The organism is Ignavibacteriales bacterium (assembly GCA_016700155.1).
Taxonomy (GTDB): Bacteria; Bacteroidota; Ignavibacteria; order Ignavibacteriales; family Ignavibacteriaceae.
The window spans coordinates 1,202,885-1,222,599 of the sequence record CP065001.1; the positions used below are offsets into that span (position 1 = coordinate 1,202,885).

Here is a 19,715-nt window from a genome sequence, read left to right on the forward strand (position 1 = left end):
ATATCGTGCGACAACATATTCAAAAGAATCACAATTATTTTGGGGGAAATGATGAAGTCAATCTATAGTATTTTCCTTTTCATTCTTATCTTTTCAGGATTCTCTTTAACCCAGGAACAAAACAAAACCAAATATGTGTCAGGTTATTCACCTCATTACCAAACAATTTCCATCAACCAGTTAAAAATGATTATCAGCAATGATGGAATGGGTTCATACAATCCTGAAACAGGAGGTGCTGGTTTGTTCTGGCCTGGTGGAAAGCTTGCAGATAAACCTCTAGCTACAAATGATGGTCTTTACTGGGTAGGTAAAATTGGTGACTCAGTTTTTGCCGGCGCATCGGCTTATAACACAAGTTACCAACCCGGAAAAATTCTTAGCACCGGTCTTGCAGATGATCCATCAACTCAGCATTACAGAGTTTATAAAATTAATAAACAATGGGAATCATATCCATATGGTTCTGAAAGAGAGAAATTAGAAAAAGACTTTATTGAGTGGCCGGTTGAGGATGGGGCGCCTTTTTATGATTCAAATAATGACGGGAGGTTTGAAAAGGGAATTGACGAACCACTTTTTTACGGTGATGAACAATTATGGTTTGTTGCTAATGACCTATTTGCGGCACAAACGATCTATTCAACCGGAACGTTTCCAGCGGGTGTCGAAATGCAGGTCCTTATTTACGCGTTTAAATATGCGGGACTATTTGAAAATACGCTCATAAAAGTTTACAGGCTGATTAATAAGGGCGGACGAACTTTGGACAGCCTCTATATAGGTTATTTCGCTGAAGCAGTTCTCGGTGACCCAAATGATAATTTTGCAGGGTGTGATACTATTCTTAACCTTGGATATTTTTATAATGCCAATCCGGTTGATACACTTTATAGTCAGCCGCCAGCAGTAGGGTACAAGTTACTTCAAGGACCGATGGTTGTTGGTTCCGACATTGACTCAGCAAAATTTAACGATTGGTGGATGAAAGGTTTTAAGAATTTGGATATAAATTCATTCATTGCCTCGTTTCCGGAATATTCATTTCACGGAAATGGTTGGCTTAATAATCCATTAAAAGGCAGAGTTGAAATAGGGGCTATGTTTGCTGGAGTCGAACTTTTCTTACAGTCAAAAGGTCACTTTTGGGATGGAAGCAAATTCAATGATCCTCTTACCGGAGAGCCGACGAATTTTATTTTGTGCGGTGACCCGGTCTTACAAACGGGATGGTATGAAGGCACTGGCTGGCCAAATGGACCGTTGCCAGGACGGCGAGCTTTATATATGAGTGCCGGACCAATTAATTTTGCACCAGGTGATACGCAGGAAGTAGCTTATGCGATTCACGTTGCACAAGGCAATGACAATATTGATGCTATAGACAGATTAAAAAGGAATGCAAAAAACATTCAGTATTTTTATGATCATTATTCGCCTCAAAAATCAAATACAAATTTTAAACCACCTTTACCGGAGTACTATCACCTTTCTCAAAATTACCCGAATCCATTTAATCCTGTTACTGTTATTGACTATTCACTACCTGTAAAGGGGCAGGTATCACTAAGAGTCTATGATATTCTCGGTAATGAAATAAAAGTTATTGTCAATGAATTACAGGAAGCAGGAGACTACAGAGTTCAGTTCAATTCCGATGGACTCAGTTCCGGTGTTTATTTTTATAGCATTAATTCAAATGAATTCCTGAGAACAAAAAAGATGATGGTCATAAAGTGAACTAGTGAATAGTATTTTTTGTTTACTTGTTTACACAATCAAGGTTGAAATGAAATACTTTATTTTACTACTCGTAATAAGCTGCAATCTTAATTCATTACCACAGGACAAAAAAACAGTTCAAACAGTAAAGTATGTTGACCTGAAAAAATACGTAGGGCTGTGGTATGAAATATCAAAAATCCCAAACAGGTTTCAGAAGCAATGTATAAGTAATGCAACCGCTAAATATATTCTTGACGAAGATGGTGATATAAAGGTAGTTAATAGCTGCGTTGATGATGAGAATGAAATGGATATTGCTGAAGGTGTTGCAAAAGTCGTCGATAAAAAATCAAATGCAAAACTTGAAGTTAGTTTTGTAAGTTTTCTTGGTATTCGTCCGTTCTGGGGTGACTACTGGATAATTGGTCTTGATGATAATTACAATTGGGCGGTTGTCGGAACACCAGATAGAAAATATGGCTGGGTATTAAGCCGAACTCCTGAATTAGCCGATGAAATTCTGCTTCATATAAATAATATCTTAAAAGAGAACGGCTACAAACCTGAAAGTTTTGTAAAATCACCTCACTAATTGTAGTTGCAGCTGACAATTCTTTTGTAATTCACTTTTGATTTTCAGTAACCCTTTTTCTAAGTTGCGGCAGATTTAATTGTTAATTATCAATGAATTCTTCCGATTGTTGACTCTTACTGATCACATACTTGTCTTAATAATTTCCCGTTCGTTTAACGATACGGAAATCCAATCAATTAAAATTTATAATTGCTGTCAAACGCTTACTAAAAGGAGATGTTAATGGGCTGGTTTCTAAAATTTATCAACTCATCTATCGGGAAAAAATTTGTTATGGCTGTAACAGGACTTTTCCTGGTAATCTTTCTTGTTGTTCACCTTATCGGAAACATTACACTGTTCTTCGGTGCTGAAACTTTTAACCAGTATGTTCTTGCTCTTGATGTCGTTAAACCGGCAATCAGGGTGATCGAACTTGTACTTCTTGCGACATTCATTCTGCATATCCTGAATGGCTTAAAACTATGGATGGAGAATAAAAAAGCAAGAGGGATAACTTATAAAGTTAATGGCTCCCCTGAGAACTCAACTTTATTCTCACGTTTTATGGTTGAGACAGGATCAATAGTTTTTATTTTTCTTGTTCTTCATCTCGCAACATTTTTTTGGCGGTTTAATTTTCATGATCCGGAAGGATTGGCAGATCATCACAGGTATTTTGATATCGTAGTAAGTTTCTTTCAGATACCGTGGTATGCAATCTTCTACATCATAGCAGTTGTGCTTTTAGGATTTCATCTTAATCATGGTTTTCAAAGCGCCTTTCAGACGTTCGGATGGAATCATAAAAAATATTTTCCGCTCATCAAAAAGATTGGGACGCTCTATGCAATTGTTATGGCAGTTGGTTTTGCATCTATGCCTGTTTATTTCTTTTTCTTTTACGGAGGTAACTAATGGCAAAGCTTGATTCAAAAATTCCAGCAGGAAATATTTCTGAAAAGTGGACTAACCATAAATTCAATATGAAGCTGGTTAACCCGGCAAATAAAAGAAAGTATGATATAATAGTTGTAGGAACCGGCCTGGCAGGTGCATCTGCAGCCGCGTCACTCGGTGAACTTGGTTACAACGTAAAAGCATTTACTTTTCATGACAGCGCAAGAAGAGCACATAGTATAGCAGCACAGGGCGGAATAAACGCGTCTAAAAATTATCAGAATGACGGTGATTCTGTTTTCAGATTATTTTATGATACAGTCAAAGGCGGCGACTTCCGCGCACGCGAAGCGAATGTTCATCGACTTGCTGAAGTCAGCGGAAACATAATTGATCAATGCGTTGCGCAAGGAGTTCCGTTCGCAAGAGAATACGGCGGCTTACTCGATAACAGATCATTTGGCGGAGCGCAGGTCTCAAGAACATTTTATGCGAGAGGTCAAACGGGACAGCAATTACTTCTTGGTGCTGTAAGCGCATTGAACAGACAGGTTGGAAAAGGTTCGGTTAAACTTTATACAAGACGCGAAATGCTTGATGTAGTTGTTGTTGATGGTGCGGCTAAAGGAATTGTTTGCAGAAATCTTTTAACAGGTGAGATAGAAAAATATTCTGCACATGCAGTTGTACTTGCAACAGGCGGCTACTCAAATGTTTTCTTCTTATCAACAAACGCGATGAATTGTAATGCGACTGCAATCTGGCGTGCCCATAAAAAGGGTGCCTTCTTTGCAAATCCCTGCTTTACGCAGATTCATCCAACATGTCTTCCACTTCACGGTGATTCACAATCAAAACTTACATTGATGAGCGAATCACTTCGTAATGACGGACGTGTTTGGGTATCAAAGAAAAAAGGAGATTTGAGAAACCCGGGTGATATTCCTGAAGATGAGAGAGATTATTATCTTGAAAGAAAATATCCTTCATTTGGAAATCTTTCACCGAGAGATATTTCATCAAGAGCCGCTAAAGAAGCTTGTGATGATGGTCGCGGTGTAAAAGGAGGGGAAGCTGTTTACTTAGATTTTAAAGATGCGATTAACAGACTGGGACAAAAAGTTATAGAAGAGCGTTATGGAAATCTTTTTGAAATATATGAAACGATAACCGGAGAAAATCCCTACAAAGTTCCGATGATGATTTATCCCGCACCGCATTACACAATGGGAGGACTCTGGGTTGATTACAACCTGATGAGTTCAATCCCGGGACTGTTTGTTCTTGGTGAAGCAAACTTCTCTGATCACGGCGCTAATCGTCTTGGCGCATCTGCTCTTATGCAAGGTCTGGCAGATGGTTATTTTGTTATTCCATACACAATGGGAAATTATCTTGCAGGCGATAAACCTTCAGCAGTCAAAACGGATCATCCGGAATTTGAAAAAGTTGCCGGTGAAGTTAAAGACATCACAAGTAAACTTCTTTCAATCAAAGGGAAAAGAACAGTTGATGATCTTCACAAAGAACTTGGACGCGTGATGTGGAACAAAGTAGGGATGGCAAGAAATGAAAAAGGATTAAAAGAAGCTGTCGGCGAAATAAGAACCATCAAAGAAGAATTCTGGAAAAATGTTACAATACCCGGAAGCGGAGATGATATCAATCAAACTCTTGAACGAGCAGGGAGGCTTGTTGACTATTTTGAACTTGGTGAATTGATGGCACTTGATGCATTAAACAGAAATGAATCATGCGGTGGACACTTCAGGGAAGAATTCCAGTTTGAAGATGGTGAAGCAAAGCGTGATGATGAAAATTATTCTCACGTTGCTGCATGGGAGTACAACGGACCTGAAAAATGGACGATGAATAAAGAACCGTTGAATTTTGAATATGTAAAACCTGCTATAAGGAGTTACAAATAATGGAAACCAAAAAACTAAATCTGAAACTCAAAATCTGGAGACAAAAAAATTCTAACTCCGTAGGCAGTTTTGTTGACTATGATGTATCCGTTTCACCTGATGCTTCCTTCCTTGAAATGCTTGATGAACTGAACAACACACTTGAAGCTAAAGGTGAAGAAGCGGCTCACTTTGAAAGTGATTGCCGCGAAGGTATATGCGGAACATGCGGATTGGTTATAAACGGACACCCGCACGGACCGTTACCGAAAATAGCAACCTGTCAACTTCACATGAGAAATTTCAAAGATGGTGAAACACTATGGATCGAACCATTCCGTGCCGCAGCATTTCCGGTTATAAAAGATCTTATTGTTGATCGTGCGGGATTTGATAAAATACTTCAGTCTGGTGGATATGTTTCCGTAAATACCGGCGGAGTTCCTGACGGAAACATGATACCGATTTCAAAAGAGGTAGCAAGTGACGCAATGGATGCAGCCGCCTGTATAGGATGCGGTGCGTGTGTTGCTGCCTGTAAAAATGCTTCGGCAATGTTGTTTGTATCAGCCAAAGTTTCACAATACGCTTTGCTGCCGCAGGGGCAGCCTGAAAGATATGAGCGTGTTGAAAAAATGATAAAGGTCATGGATGATCTTGGATTCGGAAGCTGCACAAATACTTATGCTTGTGAAGCTGAATGTCCAAAAGGAATTTCAGTCACGAACATTGCAAGAATGAATCGAGACTTTGTTGTTGCAAAGTTTAAGAATAAAGAAGTAAGTGTTTGATTCACTTTGCTTCATAAGTATTAACCAAATGAGGATGTTGGATAAATCATTTCTGTCAACCTGAACTAGATTCAGGTTCTTGTTATTTACGAGACACTTATTTCAAGATTCCGAAACAAGTTCGGAATGACAGTTGTACAACAACCTGCGAAAGCCGACAGGTATAGGAGAATTTTTATTGAAACAAATCCCGGTTAATAAAATCGGGATTTTTTATGAAGGAGAAATTATGAAGATAATAGCAATCGAAAAAGAAATAAAAGGTGTAAGTGATTCACAATTCACAAAATCAATACTGAAAGACGAAGCAGAACAAGCATGGCAATTTTATCAGCAAGGATTTTTCAGAGAAATGTATTTTACCAGAGGGACAAACCTTGCTGTAATAATTCTTGAATGTGATGGAATTCTTGAAGCAAGCCAGATTCTTAATCAGCTTCCACTAGTTAAACAAGGATTAATTGATTTTGAAATAAACGAACTTTTACCTTACAATGGTTTTGAGAGACTTTTCACCTGAATTAATTTGTCTCGTAGTGTTCTGAATTCACAATAAGTCATCCCGAATTTATTTCGTGATCGTTTAAGCTGAAGAAGATTCTGAATTAATCCGCCGCGGCGGACAGAATGACAATTTATTAACCGTTTTCTAACCGTGAACTTAAGTCACTACTCCCCGAATTCTATCCTGCTATTTAATCAGGAAATTTTATATTTTGCGCACAAAATTGGAGTTAAGAGGGTAATGTTCGAAAAAGAAATTAATTTCATTTCAGATTTTAGTTTAAACAAAGTAAAAAAATTCGGTTCATTCGTAACCTTTGAAAAAATACTTGCAACTGATATACATCCCGCTGTAAAGCAATATATCTCAGCCGAATTGGATTACCTGATTTTTAAAGACAGAAATAAACTACTTCAGGATTCTGCCTTTGATTATTCAGGACAGGAAATAACAAAGTATTTTAATCTCATTGCGCTGGAGATAAAAAAATCAAAACGTATATCTTTTGAAGATATGCGGACACTAATCACACAAGCTGTTTCATTCAATATTAATTTTCTCATAAGACCAAAATGGTCACTGGCAAATCTGATATTCGATAATTCCAAGGAGCATACTGTACAGGAAGTCGTGATGATGCTCAACTATATTTATTACTACGAATATCTCAAAGATATTTTGAATGAATATCTTGAAAAAAGAAAAGTGATCATCATTAATCTTACTGAGTTTGAACTGATCCTGAACAAGCTTGACAGGGAATTATTTACTTCGCGGGCGAACTCACTGCTTGAAAATGTTTTAGTATCTGTTGCTGAATTTTTTAATGAAGGCGGAGTTAATAAATCAAAAATTTCTCCTCTTTCTATTGAAACATTTTTGAAAGAGAAGAACCTGATGGATCACCTTGTCACGTTGCGAAAATCAGTTCCTGCGGAGGACAGGCAGAAATATGATATCTCAGACTTGCGCAAAATACTTTTTGTAGAACCTGTTGTAAAACAGGAATCAAAGCAATCTGTCAGCGATGAAGACGATCATACACTTGCCGAAATTGAGGATGGCGGTGACAATATTCTTGCTGAAATTGATGATGAAGAAAACTCAATTCAACCAGTACAGGAATATGAATCCGTTTCGGAAATTAATGATGTTAATGGTGCCGGAAATTCGGAAAAGCAAAATGATTTTGCCGATACCAGTGTTGAAGCCAAGAACGAACCTGAATCAGAAAATGAGGAGGATCTTTTATCATTCTATGAAGCTGAGATAAAAGCTCTCGATGATGATGGATTATTTAAAGGTATTGATGATGATTTCGACAAGGAATCCTCGAAAAATGAAATCATAGAAACAATGGATGAAGATGTTACCATTCAGAAAGAGAATTCCACAACTTCAGAGAATCAGTATGAACTTGAATCAAAGAATGATGAAGTGATAAAGGATAAATTACCTGAGTATGAAAAAATAGAATTTGAAGAAGAAATCTTTACGATTGATGCTGACGATAATGATGAAGATGAATCCCGGGAAAGTATTGAGAGCGCTAATCATACGGATAATGAAAATGGAAGCACTGTACAGGAAGTAAAAACCAAAACTGAAAAAGAGCTGTTCAGTTTTATGAGTGATAAAGAAATGGAAAAGATAGTAGGGACTGTTTTCAATGATGATCGTGAAGATTTTGTTACAACACTTGAACGGATATCAGAGTGCAATACTTATGAAGAGGCATCTGAAATTCTGAAAGGAGTTTACTTTTCGTACAAAGTCAGTCCTTATTCAAGGGAAGCACTGTCGTTAACCAATATTGTCTCCTCATATTTTCAACAAGGTTAGTAAATGTTCATTGATTACGCTGAAATAGAAATCACCTCCGGCGATGGTGGTAAAGGGGCTGTTACATTTAGAAGGGAAAAGTATGTCCCCAAAGGCGGTCCATCAGGAGGAAACGGTGGTAACGGCGGAAGTGTAATTTTTGAAACTGATATTAATTTATCCACGCTGCTTGATTTCAGATATAAAAAAAAGTACAGTGCATCCAGCGGTGCGATAGGCGGCAGTTCATTAAAGGATGGCAAGAGCGGGAGTGATATAATAATTAAAGTACCGGTTGGTACTATCATTAAAAATTCTGCCAATCAAAAAATCCTTTATGACCTAGATAAAGAGGGAATGAAAGTCACTGCTGCAAAAGGTGGCAAAGGCGGAAGAGGTAACAGCAACTTTGCAACCCCCACAAACCAGGCACCAAGATATGCGGAACCCGGTACACCCGGCGAATCAAAAAAAGTTATCCTCGAATTAAAATTAATTGCAGATGTCGGATTAATTGGTTTTCCAAATGCTGGTAAGTCAACATTGATTTCTACTATCTCCGCTGCGAAACCTAAAATTGCTGATTATCCATTTACCACGTTAGAACCTAATCTTGGAATAGTGAGGTACAAAGACTATAAAAGTTTTACAGTTGCGGATATTCCGGGTCTAATTGAAGGGGCGCATACAGGTAAAGGTCTTGGGCATAAATTTTTAAGACATATCGAACGCACCAGGATTTTATTGTTTTTAATCGAATCAACATCAGAAAATCCTCAGCAGGATTATAATGTTCTGTTGTCTGAATTAAAAAATTACAACCTTGACCTGGTGAACAAGAAAAGGTTAATTGCGTTTACTAAATGTGATCTGTTGACTGAAAGTGAGATTAAAAAACTTTCAAAGAAAAAGTTAAAAAATAATGAAGGTGAAATTTCAGTCATTTCATCTGCAACAAAAGAAGGAATAGAACCTTTATTAGATAAGCTTTGGAATATGCTTCATAAAAATTAAGATGAATCAAACAAACAGGTGAGTATATGAAAATGAAAAAACCAATTTTGTATTTACTTTTTATTTTCTCCATATCGTGTTTTAACTCTTGTGATTCCGGTATTAATGTTTTTTCAAAAGCGGATGATGTTCAACTTGGTTTAGATGTTAGTTCGGAGATAAAGGGCAATCCGCAGGAGTATCCAATCTACCAGGGTGACCCAGCACTCAAAGCTTATATTAATGAAAGATTATTCAATCACATTCTTGCATCGCCGCAGATTGAAAGCAAAACCATTTATCCATATCAACTTGAAATTATTGACAAGGATATTTTAAACGCTTTTGCATTACCCGGCGGTTATTTATATGTATATACAGGATTATTGAGTTACCTTGATACAGAGGCTGCACTTGCAGGAGTTCTTGGTCATGAAATAGCCCACGCAGAAAGACGTCACGCTACACAAAGAATGACTTCTTATTATGGTGTTTCATTCCTGCTTAGTCTTATTCTTGGAGAGAACCCTTCTCAAATTGCTGAAGTTGCAGCTAATCTGTTCGTAGGATTGGCATTTTTGGCAAACAGCAGATCAGATGAAAATGATGCCGACGAGTACTCCTTCAATTATTTAAAAGATACCCGATATTATCCCGGTGGTGTAAAATTCTTTTTTGAAAAAATGAGAGATGAAGGGTTAGTCAGTTCACAAAGTGATAAAATTGCAACGTTCCTGTCAACTCACCCGGATCCGGTAGACCGTATTGCTAATACCGATCAAAGATTATCTACGGGCGGTTATTCAATTAAAAATTATCAAAGTTCGGGTGAAGGAATATATCGGGAAGAGTATCAGGCTAATATTAAAAACCGGTTAGGGAAGAGATAATTTTTAAGTTATCCTGCTGACATGCGGGTATATTTATCTTTGAAATCATCGATTTTGTGGATATATTTGCAATCTAAATTTTGAAATGGCGGGGTAGCTCAGTAGGTTAGAGCAGTGGAATCATAATCCACGTGTCGGGGGTTCGAATCCCTCCCCCGCTACAAGAATTAAGGAGAATATCATGTATACTTTATTAGTAGCTTTATCAATAATAATTTCAATTTTGCTGATCATTATTGTACTTATGCAATCCAGCAAGGGCGGTGGATTAGCAGGTACATTTGGCGGGGCAGGCGGTATGGGCTCAATGTTTGGAACAAGAAGAACTGCGGATTTCCTGAGTAAAGCTACATGGTGGCTTGGTGGAACTCTTGCAGTTTTAGCAATTGTTATAAATTTGTTCTTCCTTCCGGGACAATCAAGTCAGGATCAGATTGAAAGTGTGATTCAAAAATCAGGAAGACAAAATGTACCAACAACCCCGACTTTACCTCAAAGTACTAACACAACCCCATAGTTTTGATAATAAAGCCTTAGGATTTATTTCCTAAGGCTTAAATCAGATTGCCAATCAGAAAGTAAGAGAAGAATTTCATCCTGAACTCGTTTATGTAAGGAAGCTCTTCCATGAGAAAATTCAAATATCATTGAGATAATCAAATCATTACCTTCGGATGTTGTCAGGTAACCGCTTAATGAACTAACGCCATTTAATGTTCCAGTTTTTCCACGAAAATTACCCTGAATTTTTGTGCCTATCATTCTCCCTTTAAGGGTTCCATCTACGCCCGCAATACTTAGCGAATTAAAAAAGTCATCAAAGTTTGCCAGGTCGAAATACATGTTTTCTAAAACACCAACTAATGCGGCAACTGTCACCTGGTCAAACCTTGAAATTCCTGAACCGTCTACAAGTGAAGTACCTTCAGAATAAATTCCATTGTCGCGAATGTAAGTCAACACAGCCTGTTGTGCATAGAATGAATTTCCTTGTAAACCGCTTGATTCGGCTCCTATAGTTTTGAATAAACATTCTGCAAAAAAATTATCACTGTTTTTATTGATGAATTTTATTAGTTCAATCAGAGGTACTTTCGACTCATAGAGTAAAGTAACATCATCGGGTGTTATTCCAGAATTTGAACTACCTTTTACATTAATTTCATGATTCAACAATCTATCCCGAAATACTTTTGAAATAAAAACCGGAGGATTGTCAATGTTCACAATATAATTCCAGGTTCTTCTTTTATATTTTCTTGCGACAACAGTTTTGTTATTCTCATAAACCAGAGCCGAGACAGGCGGTAATGTTACATTCGCAACCTCATCCGGTATCCAGTCGGTTCTGGAGTATATATCATCAAAATAGGAATCATCTCCAATAACATTTCCTGTTATTTCGGTTATACCTATTTCCTTCAGCCGTAAAATTGATTTTATAAGATCATCTTCTGAGAACAATGGATTGCCAAATCCTTTTAGATAGATATTTCCATTAATAACACCATCGTTCAGGTTATCATCATCTGTAAAAATTTTGGTTGAAAGGTTAAATTCTTTTCCCAGGTAATTAAGTGCGGCAGCAGTAGTAAAAAGTTTTGTATTTGATGCAGGAATCATTGACTCAAGACAATTTTTGCCGTATAGCGTGTCTCTAGTAATCGGATCATAAATCAGAATACCCGCGCGTGTAGTTGATGGAAGCTTCGATAGAATTTTTTCAATTTCAAATTTTAGCTGCTCATTTTGTGCGGAGATATTAAATACTGTAACAATGACAAACACAATTGATTTTATAAACGACATTAAACTTTTATTCCTGACAGGATTTTATTTAAAGATGACGTAAAAACTTTTCTTAAACTTATGAGAAATATATTATATTACAATCAAAATGAAATGATTTTAATAATCGATTTTTCAAAACGAATCATTACCCCACAACAATATGGCAAAAATAAAATCACCCCTGAAAGCTTATGAGAATCTTGAGTTTTTAAATTCTTCTGATGGCAGATCACTCAGAATGTTAGCTGAATTTCTTGAACCTCAAACAAAATTCCGTAAACATAAAATTGTCGATACAATCGTTTTCTTCGGTTCAGCACGACTCCGTTCAAAGAAAGAGACGCTTGCCGAGTACAACAAGTTTATAACAATGAATCCTAAAACTACTCCCAAGTTCGCTGAAAAATTAAGAGTAGCCCAGGAACAGGTTAAGATGTCAAAATACTATGAGGATGCTGTTGAACTTTCAAAAAAATTAACAGAATGGTCAATGAGTCTAAGTACGGAAGCAAACAGATTTATTATTTGTACCGGCGGAGGTCCTGGAATAATGGAAGCCGCGAATAAAGGTGCAAAGCAGGCGGGAGGTTATTCAATCGGTTTGAACATTAGTATTCCATTCGAACAATTCGTGAATAAATATGTAACTCCCGATTTAAGTTTTGAATTTCATTACTTTTTTATGAGAAAGTTCTGGTTTGCCTATCTTGCAAAAGCATTAATTGTTTTTCCGGGAGGCTTTGGAACGATGGATGAATTTTTTGAAATCCTGACACTCATTCAGACCGAAAAGATAAAAAAGAAAATGTTATTGATAGTGTATGATGAAAAATACTGGAAGAGTATAATTAATTTTAACGGACTAATTGAGCAGGGAGTAATCAGTAAAAGTGATATGAATTTGTTTTCATTTTGTAATTCTACTGCTGAGGCATTTCATCTTGTGAAGAATTATTTTGAAAAATATTATCTGTCAGGTAAAGGATTGAAAGAGGCAGAACCAAAGCTTCATTTAAAATAAAAAACCCCTCAAAGAGGGGTTATAGAATTATTGTTCCATAAAGTCTGTGCGGTGAGCACGCCTGGCAGCTTTCAATTTTTCCATTCGTTTTTTAATCGAAGGTTTTACAAAGAATGTTCTTTTCTTGAATTCTTTAAGAACTCCAGAACGTTCATATTTCTTTTTAAATCTGCGAAGAGCTTTATCAATGGACTCATTATCACCTAATGAAATACCAACCAAAATATTCACCTCACTTTATGGTCGTTTAATTATTATAAAAGTAACGATTCAACTAATTTTTTGTGTCCGGATTTTTGAAATTCGACTGAAATGGAACTTTGACCATTCGAGAGAACTTCTTTTGACACTACTTTTCCAAAGTCATTCCAGTTTTGATGATAAATTGCTTCACCAATATTAAAAGATTTTTTCGGTGAATAAACCGTGCAATCACCATTCTCAATACCATCTAAAGAAGGTTTTAATTCCTTAACGTCCGAAGCAAGATTTATAACCATAGTTTGCTTACACTTCTTACATTTTGCCCATCTTTTTGTTTCCTGTTCGTTACTTGAGTACTCACCCGCCAGTTCCATTTTCCTCATTGTATTACAAACAGTACAAAAAGCCTCTACATTTTTAACTCTTGCCATCAAAATACCTCATTATAGATTTCTCGAGCATCAAATTTATTAAAATTACTTTTGCTAAACAAGTTTGAAAATTGCCGAAACTACTTTTCCCTCTCAGTGGGTGTGGTCACTAAAACCGGTATTTTTGAGTACCTGATGACTTTTTCGGCTACACTGCCTAAAAGTGTATGCAGTATACCGGTTCGTCCATGTGTGGCTATGACTATTAGATCAATCTTATTCTTTTCCGAATATTTGATAATTTCTTCAAAATCAACTCCTTTTCGTATAACCGGGACTATTTGAAGCTGATTTTTCGTGCTGATCTTTTTTATTGCCCTTTCCATCGATTCATTTGCGTCATCTTCAATCGATTTTTTTATCTTTTCTTCAGAAAGGTCGAGTGATCTGATGGTGAGGATTGGCGGTGTTTTTTCTAAAACATGAAGCAGGTGAATCTTTGCGTCATTCTGAACACAGAGCCCTGCGGCAAATTCTGCTGCAGAGAGTGATAAATTGCTAAAGTCAGTCGGCAAAAGAATATTTTTAATCTTAAACATATTTCCTCAATTTAAATTGCAAAATGATTCGTTTAGTTCTCTGGCAGACAAATCTGATACAATAGCGCAAATATTTTTTTTTGATTTTACAAGTAAGGTTGAAGTCGTTTGAGATGAGAAAGAATAGCATCTACCTTCATCAAGAAAATTTAAGAGATCTGGTGTAAGCTTTAAACGTTCACCAGAAACCAGTTCCGTTTCATCAACCTGGTATAAGTAAACAATTTTGCCATCGGAATTAGTATAAACATGGTGTGCACATTTTTTACCTTGTTCATCGGACACCACCGCACCCAACAACGTAAGGTTTTCAAATACAGGAACAATTGTACTATACTTAACTCCGCTCTGCTTAAAGAATTCCTGAATAGTCTGAGCATTATCCGATAGAAGCTGTGGTTGAAGTCGACCTTGAATTATAGCAGAAAAATTATTTTGCGCCTGAACAAACATGTTATCTTTTCCTTGCTGTCCAGCTGCAAAGTTATAAGTATCAACTATAGGCGGACGATTGAACAAAATTAATATGATTGCTAACACGATAACTGCGGCGGTAGCATATGTCATAAATGACGGGGTGAATATAAGTGTTAAAGCCGGATCATTTGCAGGAGTGGTTTCTCTTAACAATCTACGATTTATTTTTTTGTGAAGACGTTCCGGAGCCTGCACAAAACCCATATTCATTTTTACAAGATTTTTGATAAGTAACTGAACTTTATAGTCATACGCTGCTGTGGAATCTGTTTCAATCAATGTCTTCAACTCGTTTTCCAACTGCTGATCAGAAATTTCTCCGTCAACGAGTGAAGTTAGTAATTCTATTTTATCTCTATGAGCCAACTGATTACCTGGTCAATCTTGTTTTGAAATATATCCGCGTTCTACAGCGTATTTATGAAGTTTTGTAAACATCATTTTACGGGCTCGATGAAGTCTGCTCCTTACAGTTCCAACAGGAACATCAACAAAATCCGCAATCTCTTCGTATGAAAATCCTTCAATATCACATAGAATGATTACCGTTCTGAAATCTTCGGGAAGTGATGCAATGGCGTTGGAAAGTTCATCGTCAAGTAATTTATCATAAATATCTTTTTCAAGATGAGAATCATTTGCGGTGGGAGTTTTAATGTTTTCATAAAAGTTTTCTATCTCATCATAGTCAACTTTATCAGGTTCATTTTTAGTTTTACGGTACTTATTTATATAAGTATTTCTTAATATCCTGAACAACCAGGCTTTGCAGTTAGTTCCTTTTTCAAATTTATCGTAAAACCTGAAAGCTTTTAAGTAGGTTTCCTGCACAAGGTCATCTGCATCATCGCTGTCTCCGGTCATTCGGAGTGCAAAATTGTACAGAGCATCCATATGAGGTATTGCTTCACGCTCAAAGTCAGCATATAACTCTCTGGATTGTTTGATGACCGCCAATATTATCGGAAACATAAAAATCAGTGTGGCTGGTAATTGTCTATGTTAAGTTTTTAACTGACCAAGTATACCAAATATTACTTTATTAAACAATCAGACGTGTTTGACGATTGAGTTTTGAATTACACCAGAGTTAGTTTCGATGTTGTAGATAAATCCATTTATAATAATGAACTTAACTTCATCGTTTTTAATGATAATTAAATCTGCGCCCTCTCCAACCTTGATGTGATTTGATAAATCATGATTTAAGTTTTTCATTCTTAAATTATAAGTGAAATCTGTAAACACTCTTTGTGTATTTAACTTTGAAATTCTGACATCTGTTATCCCTTGTCTCAGGAGATTATGTTTGTCTGTCTCACGTAAACTCTCTACCGATTCAAAAACCTTATCGGAGATTTTTCCGGGAAGTACTTCGTACCCGGTAAAATCATGATCTTCAATTCCACTGTACACCGAAAGGTCTCCAATCTCCTCAATTGTAGATTTGTAATATAGTTTCCCTTCTTCCCAAAGCTGTTCACGGTTGATTCCTATATCTATCTTCACCCTATGATTATTAATTTTTAACCAAAGATTACGAAGAACCACATTCATAAGGTACTTTGTGTTTTCAGGAATCTTCAGATAATCATCCGTTTCAAAATTCAAATAGCTGGATGAAGTTATGGAATCAAACGCAGTAAGCAGTAAAACAAAATTCAGCTTTCTGATAAATTGTTTCTGCTCATCATCTTTCCAACCGCCTGACTCAACAAGAACAGTAGACATCCCCCACTTCTGAAAATTATCACCAAATGCTCTTGGTTCAAATTCATCACTATAGCGGGCAATATGCCCTGGAATTATATCACTTAATGCTGCCGTTATACCAGCTATTAACTGCATTGCGCGTTCTCTGTTTGGGGATACGCTGTTTGAAAAATCCGCCGGAGGTGCCAGGAAAGAAATTGCTGCCTGCCTTTTAGTGTTTCCTACAGAATATTTTTCATCCTGATCATGTAGATTAAAACCAAAATCAGGTTTTATTTCATCAAATATAAACTTGAGCAGTTTTGATTCAGGAGATTGCAGAGATAAGGCATCACGATTTAAATCGATATCGAATGAATTTCTGCGATTAAAATATTCAGCCCCGTCCGGATTAAGTAATGGTAAAAAGTATAAGGTGTTTTTTTCGTAAAGAATATTTCTAAATGCATCTAACTCGTCGCTTGAAGACAGAAAATTAAAAATATCGAACAACGCTTTTGTCGCGGTGGATTCATCTCCATGCATTTGCGACCAAAGGAATATTTTGCGCGGACCTTTTCCCCAGCTCAGTAAACAAATATCTTTTTCAAGTACAGATTTTCCCGCGGCACTAATATCAAAATTTTCTCTTGGTAAATTTTGAATGAGAGGCTGAATATCGCTATGTCGTACCCATTTAGTTTTGAGTGAGGGTTCCATGTATCTATCATAATACTGATAGAAAATATTTGCTGCTTCTTTTAATGATATCATAATTTTTCCTTACTGTAATTTAGCGATTTCCATTATCTCATAATATTGTCTAATTTTATTTTTAGAACTTGATAGGAGTATGAATATGTTAAATCAAAACACCTTGCAGATCGGAAATGCGCTTCCATCGTTTGAACTGAAAGGTACAGACGGAAAGATACATTCAACTGAGGATGAAACTGAAAAAGAATTAATACTTGTGATTTTTAGCTGTAATCATTGCCCTTACGTACAGGCTTATGAAAACAGGATCATGAAAATTCAATCAGATTTTGAACAGAGGTTGAAACTTTTTGTAATTAACTCAAATGATGATACTCAGTACCCTGATGATTCATTCGATAATATGAAATTACGCGCCAAAGAAAAAAAAATTAACTTTCCATATTTGCGTGATGAAGATCAAACTACAGCAAAGTTATTCGGTGCGACGCATACACCTGAAATATTTTTATTTAATAACGAACGAAGACTTGTCTTTCACGGAAAGATCGACGACAACTGGCAGGATGAAACGAAAGTGAAGAACCAATACTTAAGGAACGCCATTTCTGAATTACTTAGCGGGAATGAGATTTCCGTCCCTGAAACTTTCACCATCGGATGCACAATAAAATGGAAGCCGAATGCTTAAGTAGCGATTCCAAGGTTCTCTTCAAATTCTTCTAATAGCCTCAAGGGGTCAGGGGTTATAGCGAAACAATAAAGCGGGTACAGTTTAGAAAATGCTTTTATCATTTCAGTAAGAAATGCAGGCTTAAAAAGAATTGCTTTTCCATCAGGAATAAATTTTTCGAGAAGTATAAACTTTGTTTTATTCAGTAAGTCAGAGTCGTGTTCATATTTAAAATTTTTCTTGAGGATGGTAGGCTCTTTTTCAAATGTCAAAAGATTGTACTTCCCATCTATTCCATATTTTGTAAAAACTAGTTTTAAATCGTTTTTGAACTTTGGAACATTTTTATCAAAGTAAAGATTTTCGTCCCTGCTGTTATTAAGGAAGAGACCATACGATAAACCGGTTTTATCGATATAAACATAAAACTCACTGTCCATCTTAAATCTGCCAAAGTGAATCAAAAAATAATTTTTATACGGTGCTCCTTTTGCAAATCGCATATCCTTATTTAAGCGCATTAAGGTTGCATTAAATTTTGGTTCAGTTCGTATTGCGGGATTCAATTGATTAAAGAAAGGTCCGATGGCTGTTACAAAAGCTTTTGCCGGCTGGACAATATTGTTTTGATAAAGTTCACGATTTTTATTGAACCATTCTAAGTTGTTATTTTTTTCTAATAGTCTGAAAAATCGAAAAGTCAGATTAGTAAAGCCGTTAAATCCCGGTTCAATCACACTCAATACATCATACCGATATTTATAGTAAGGTAAACACCACCAAGATTCTTTTTGAATTTTCCTTCAAGACTTTCGACACCTTCATCAAAGAAATGAACTATGTAGTACCTTAAATTGATTCCAACCAGACTTGATTTATCCAATCCGAAGTTGGCGCCAAATCCGAAATAACTGCCCATAGCATAACGGGCATGTGCTTTACCGAACGAATTAAAAAACTCAAGTTCATAAGGAGTAGTAACTACCAGGGTTGGTCCAACGCCAGCGTTTATATACGGGCGAAGATTATCGGCAATTACACTCTCAAATAATCGATACTGAATACCAAAGTTAAGTGGCAGTAAAAATATTCTGTTCTTTTTGCCTATTGAATAAGCGTTGCCGAAATAATCAATGTACTCAAATTCATTTTCATCTTTAGCTTCTGAGATCGAAAAGTCTGTAAACAGAGTAAACTTTTGTGAGAGTTGTCTTCTGTAGAAAGTACCAAATCCAAATCCGCCTTCACTGAACATTATATCCAGTCCGAACGCGTTATCAGGAAAAACTTCCGGCGCTTTTTCAGGTGCCAGTTCACCGATTCCCTGCGCATTTACATTTAAGCAGGTTATTAGTAATATTGAAATGAATATTAGTGTTTTCATAGTTGTTCTAATTTTTATGTAAAAAATAATCATCTTAATCTTAATATCAATAACATAATTTTTCAAATCTATAATGTCTGCCCTTGTTGACAAAGCCTCTTTCTGGAATTCAAAATATGTGAACAGTGAATCAAACTGGGATTTGAATTCTCCAAATCCAGTTTTCATTGAACTGCTTAAAGATTCATCAATTATTAAGCCGGGTAAAATTTTAATAGCCGGATGCGGAAAAGGTTATGACGCAATCGCTGTCGCCAAAGCTGGTTTTGATGTTACCGCCGTCGATTTTTCATCTTTTGCGATTGACTTTACAAGAGATTTAGCCGCAGCCAATGCTGTTAAAATTACACTTATTGAAAAAGATATTTTTGAACTTGATGAAACTGTTACCGGTCAATTTGATTATATATATGACTACGTAACTTACTGTGCGATCAATCCTGATAGAAGAAAAGAATATGCTATTAAAATCGCGTCTCTGATTAAACCAGGCGGAAAATTTATTGCGCTGTTTTTCCCTGTTGAAAAAAGGGATGGCGGTCCCCCTTTTGGAATTACACTTATTGATACGTATAAAATTTTTAATGAATATCTAAAACTTGAATATTCAGAAAAGCTGACCAATTCCATAAAGCCAAGAATGGGCAGGGAAGTGCTCCAGTTATACAAAAAATAATTCT

Annotated in this window: 22 protein-coding genes and 1 tRNA gene; 14 read left to right on the forward strand and 9 right to left on the reverse strand. The window is 36.3% G+C overall.

The genetic code is table 11. The features are described from left to right. Window positions 1–51 precede the first annotated feature (51 nt). The 11 genes from IPM56_04920 (at window position 52) to secG (ending at window position 10,623) form a co-directional block, all read left to right on the forward strand. Window positions 52–1,740, forward strand: a complete 1,689-nt coding sequence (locus IPM56_04920) for a T9SS type A sorting domain-containing protein (GenBank protein QQS37301.1) — start codon at window positions 52–54, stop codon at window positions 1,738–1,740. A 49-nt stretch (window positions 1,741–1,789) separates the two neighbouring features. Continuing rightward, complete coding sequence (locus tag IPM56_04925) at window positions 1,790–2,317, forward strand: lipocalin family protein (GenBank protein QQS37302.1); 528 nt, start codon at window positions 1,790–1,792, stop codon at window positions 2,315–2,317. A gap of 225 nt (window positions 2,318–2,542) precedes the next feature. Then, window positions 2,543–3,217, forward strand: a complete 675-nt coding sequence (locus IPM56_04930; protein QQS37303.1) for a succinate dehydrogenase cytochrome b subunit — start codon at window positions 2,543–2,545, stop codon at window positions 3,215–3,217. Beyond that, window positions 3,217–5,127 carry a fumarate reductase/succinate dehydrogenase flavoprotein subunit gene (locus tag IPM56_04935; protein QQS37304.1) on the forward strand — a complete coding sequence of 637 codons (1,911 nt, stop codon included), beginning with the start codon at window positions 3,217–3,219 and terminating at the stop codon, window positions 5,125–5,127. The genes IPM56_04930 and IPM56_04935 overlap by 1 nt, the downstream gene beginning before the upstream one ends. Then, the gene (locus IPM56_04940; protein QQS37305.1) at window positions 5,127–5,897 is read left to right on the forward strand and encodes a succinate dehydrogenase/fumarate reductase iron-sulfur subunit; all 771 of its coding nucleotides are present in this window, start codon (window positions 5,127–5,129) and stop codon (window positions 5,895–5,897) included. The genes IPM56_04935 and IPM56_04940 overlap by 1 nt, the downstream gene beginning before the upstream one ends. Window positions 5,898–6,126: 229 nt before the next feature. Further along, window positions 6,127–6,417: a superoxide dismutase gene (locus tag IPM56_04945; protein ID QQS37306.1), complete on the forward strand. Its 291-nt coding sequence runs from the start codon at window positions 6,127–6,129 to the stop codon at window positions 6,415–6,417. A 225-nt stretch (window positions 6,418–6,642) separates the two neighbouring features. After that, the gene (locus IPM56_04950; protein QQS37307.1) at window positions 6,643–8,244 is read left to right on the forward strand and encodes a hypothetical protein; all 1,602 of its coding nucleotides are present in this window, start codon (window positions 6,643–6,645) and stop codon (window positions 8,242–8,244) included. A 3-nt stretch (window positions 8,245–8,247) separates the two neighbouring features. Then, entirely contained in the window at window positions 8,248–9,237 is a 990-nt protein-coding gene (gene obgE / locus IPM56_04955; protein ID QQS37308.1) for a GTPase ObgE, read from the forward strand. Window positions 9,238–9,269: 32 nt separating this feature from the next. Then, window positions 9,270–10,106: a M48 family metalloprotease gene (locus tag IPM56_04960; protein ID QQS37309.1), complete on the forward strand. Its 837-nt coding sequence runs from the start codon at window positions 9,270–9,272 to the stop codon at window positions 10,104–10,106. 87 nt (window positions 10,107–10,193) lie between these two features. Then, a tRNA-Met gene (locus tag IPM56_04965) sits at window positions 10,194–10,267 on the forward strand. A gap of 20 nt (window positions 10,268–10,287) precedes the next feature. Further along, complete coding sequence (gene secG / locus IPM56_04970) at window positions 10,288–10,623, forward strand: preprotein translocase subunit SecG (GenBank protein ID QQS37310.1); 336 nt, start codon at window positions 10,288–10,290, stop codon at window positions 10,621–10,623. A gap of 23 nt (window positions 10,624–10,646) precedes the next feature. On the opposite strand, the gene dacB is transcribed toward secG, so the two are convergent. Further along, complete coding sequence (dacB, locus tag IPM56_04975; GenBank protein ID QQS37311.1) at window positions 10,647–11,915, reverse strand: D-alanyl-D-alanine carboxypeptidase/D-alanyl-D-alanine-endopeptidase; 1,269 nt, start codon at window positions 11,913–11,915, stop codon at window positions 10,647–10,649. Between the two features lie 142 nt (window positions 11,916–12,057). Between dacB and IPM56_04980 the strand changes: the two genes are divergently transcribed. Next, entirely contained in the window at window positions 12,058–12,918 is an 861-nt protein-coding gene (locus tag IPM56_04980; GenBank protein QQS37312.1) for a TIGR00730 family Rossman fold protein, read from the forward strand. 27 nt (window positions 12,919–12,945) lie between these two features. Here the strand turns inward: IPM56_04980 and rpsU are convergent, their stop codons facing one another. The 6 genes from rpsU to IPM56_05010 all read right to left on the reverse strand — a co-directional run bounded on the left by rpsU (window position 12,946) and on the right by IPM56_05010 (window position 17,035). Then, window positions 12,946–13,140, reverse strand: a complete 195-nt coding sequence (gene rpsU, locus IPM56_04985; protein QQS37313.1) for a 30S ribosomal protein S21 — start codon at window positions 13,138–13,140, stop codon at window positions 12,946–12,948. Between the two features lie 32 nt (window positions 13,141–13,172). Beyond that, entirely contained in the window at window positions 13,173–13,553 is a 381-nt protein-coding gene (locus tag IPM56_04990; GenBank protein ID QQS37314.1) for a hypothetical protein, read from the reverse strand. A gap of 80 nt (window positions 13,554–13,633) precedes the next feature. Next, on the reverse strand, window positions 13,634–14,092 hold the full coding sequence (locus tag IPM56_04995; protein ID QQS37315.1) for a universal stress protein: 459 nt from the start codon (window positions 14,090–14,092) through the stop codon (window positions 13,634–13,636). A 6-nt stretch (window positions 14,093–14,098) separates the two neighbouring features. Then, entirely contained in the window at window positions 14,099–14,935 is an 837-nt protein-coding gene (locus IPM56_05000; protein ID QQS37316.1) for a hypothetical protein, read from the reverse strand. Between the two features lie 12 nt (window positions 14,936–14,947). Beyond that, complete coding sequence (locus IPM56_05005) at window positions 14,948–15,541, reverse strand: sigma-70 family RNA polymerase sigma factor (GenBank protein ID QQS37317.1); 594 nt, start codon at window positions 15,539–15,541, stop codon at window positions 14,948–14,950. 78 nt (window positions 15,542–15,619) lie between these two features. Further along, window positions 15,620–17,035: a peptidase M14 gene (locus tag IPM56_05010; protein QQS37318.1), complete on the reverse strand. Its 1,416-nt coding sequence runs from the start codon at window positions 17,033–17,035 to the stop codon at window positions 15,620–15,622. A gap of 85 nt (window positions 17,036–17,120) precedes the next feature. Between IPM56_05010 and IPM56_05015 the strand changes: the two genes are divergently transcribed. Beyond that, window positions 17,121–17,669: a thioredoxin family protein gene (locus IPM56_05015; protein ID QQS37319.1), complete on the forward strand. Its 549-nt coding sequence runs from the start codon at window positions 17,121–17,123 to the stop codon at window positions 17,667–17,669. On the opposite strand, the gene IPM56_05020 is transcribed toward IPM56_05015, so the two are convergent. Both IPM56_05020 and IPM56_05025 read right to left on the reverse strand, forming a co-directional pair. Continuing rightward, the gene (locus IPM56_05020; GenBank protein ID QQS37320.1) at window positions 17,666–18,394 is read right to left on the reverse strand and encodes a DUF2461 family protein; all 729 of its coding nucleotides are present in this window, start codon (window positions 18,392–18,394) and stop codon (window positions 17,666–17,668) included. The two genes, IPM56_05015 and IPM56_05020, sit on opposite strands and share 4 nt — an antisense overlap. Further along, window positions 18,391–19,035 (reverse strand): hypothetical protein, encoded by a 645-nt coding sequence (locus tag IPM56_05025; protein ID QQS37321.1) that lies wholly within the window; start codon window positions 19,033–19,035, stop codon window positions 18,391–18,393. The genes IPM56_05020 and IPM56_05025 overlap by 4 nt, the downstream gene beginning before the upstream one ends. Window positions 19,036–19,108: 73 nt before the next feature. On the opposite strand from IPM56_05025, the gene IPM56_05030 reads away from it, so the two are divergent. Beyond that, window positions 19,109–19,711, forward strand: a complete 603-nt coding sequence (locus IPM56_05030; GenBank protein QQS37322.1) for a methyltransferase domain-containing protein — start codon at window positions 19,109–19,111, stop codon at window positions 19,709–19,711. Window positions 19,712–19,715 lie beyond the last annotated feature (4 nt).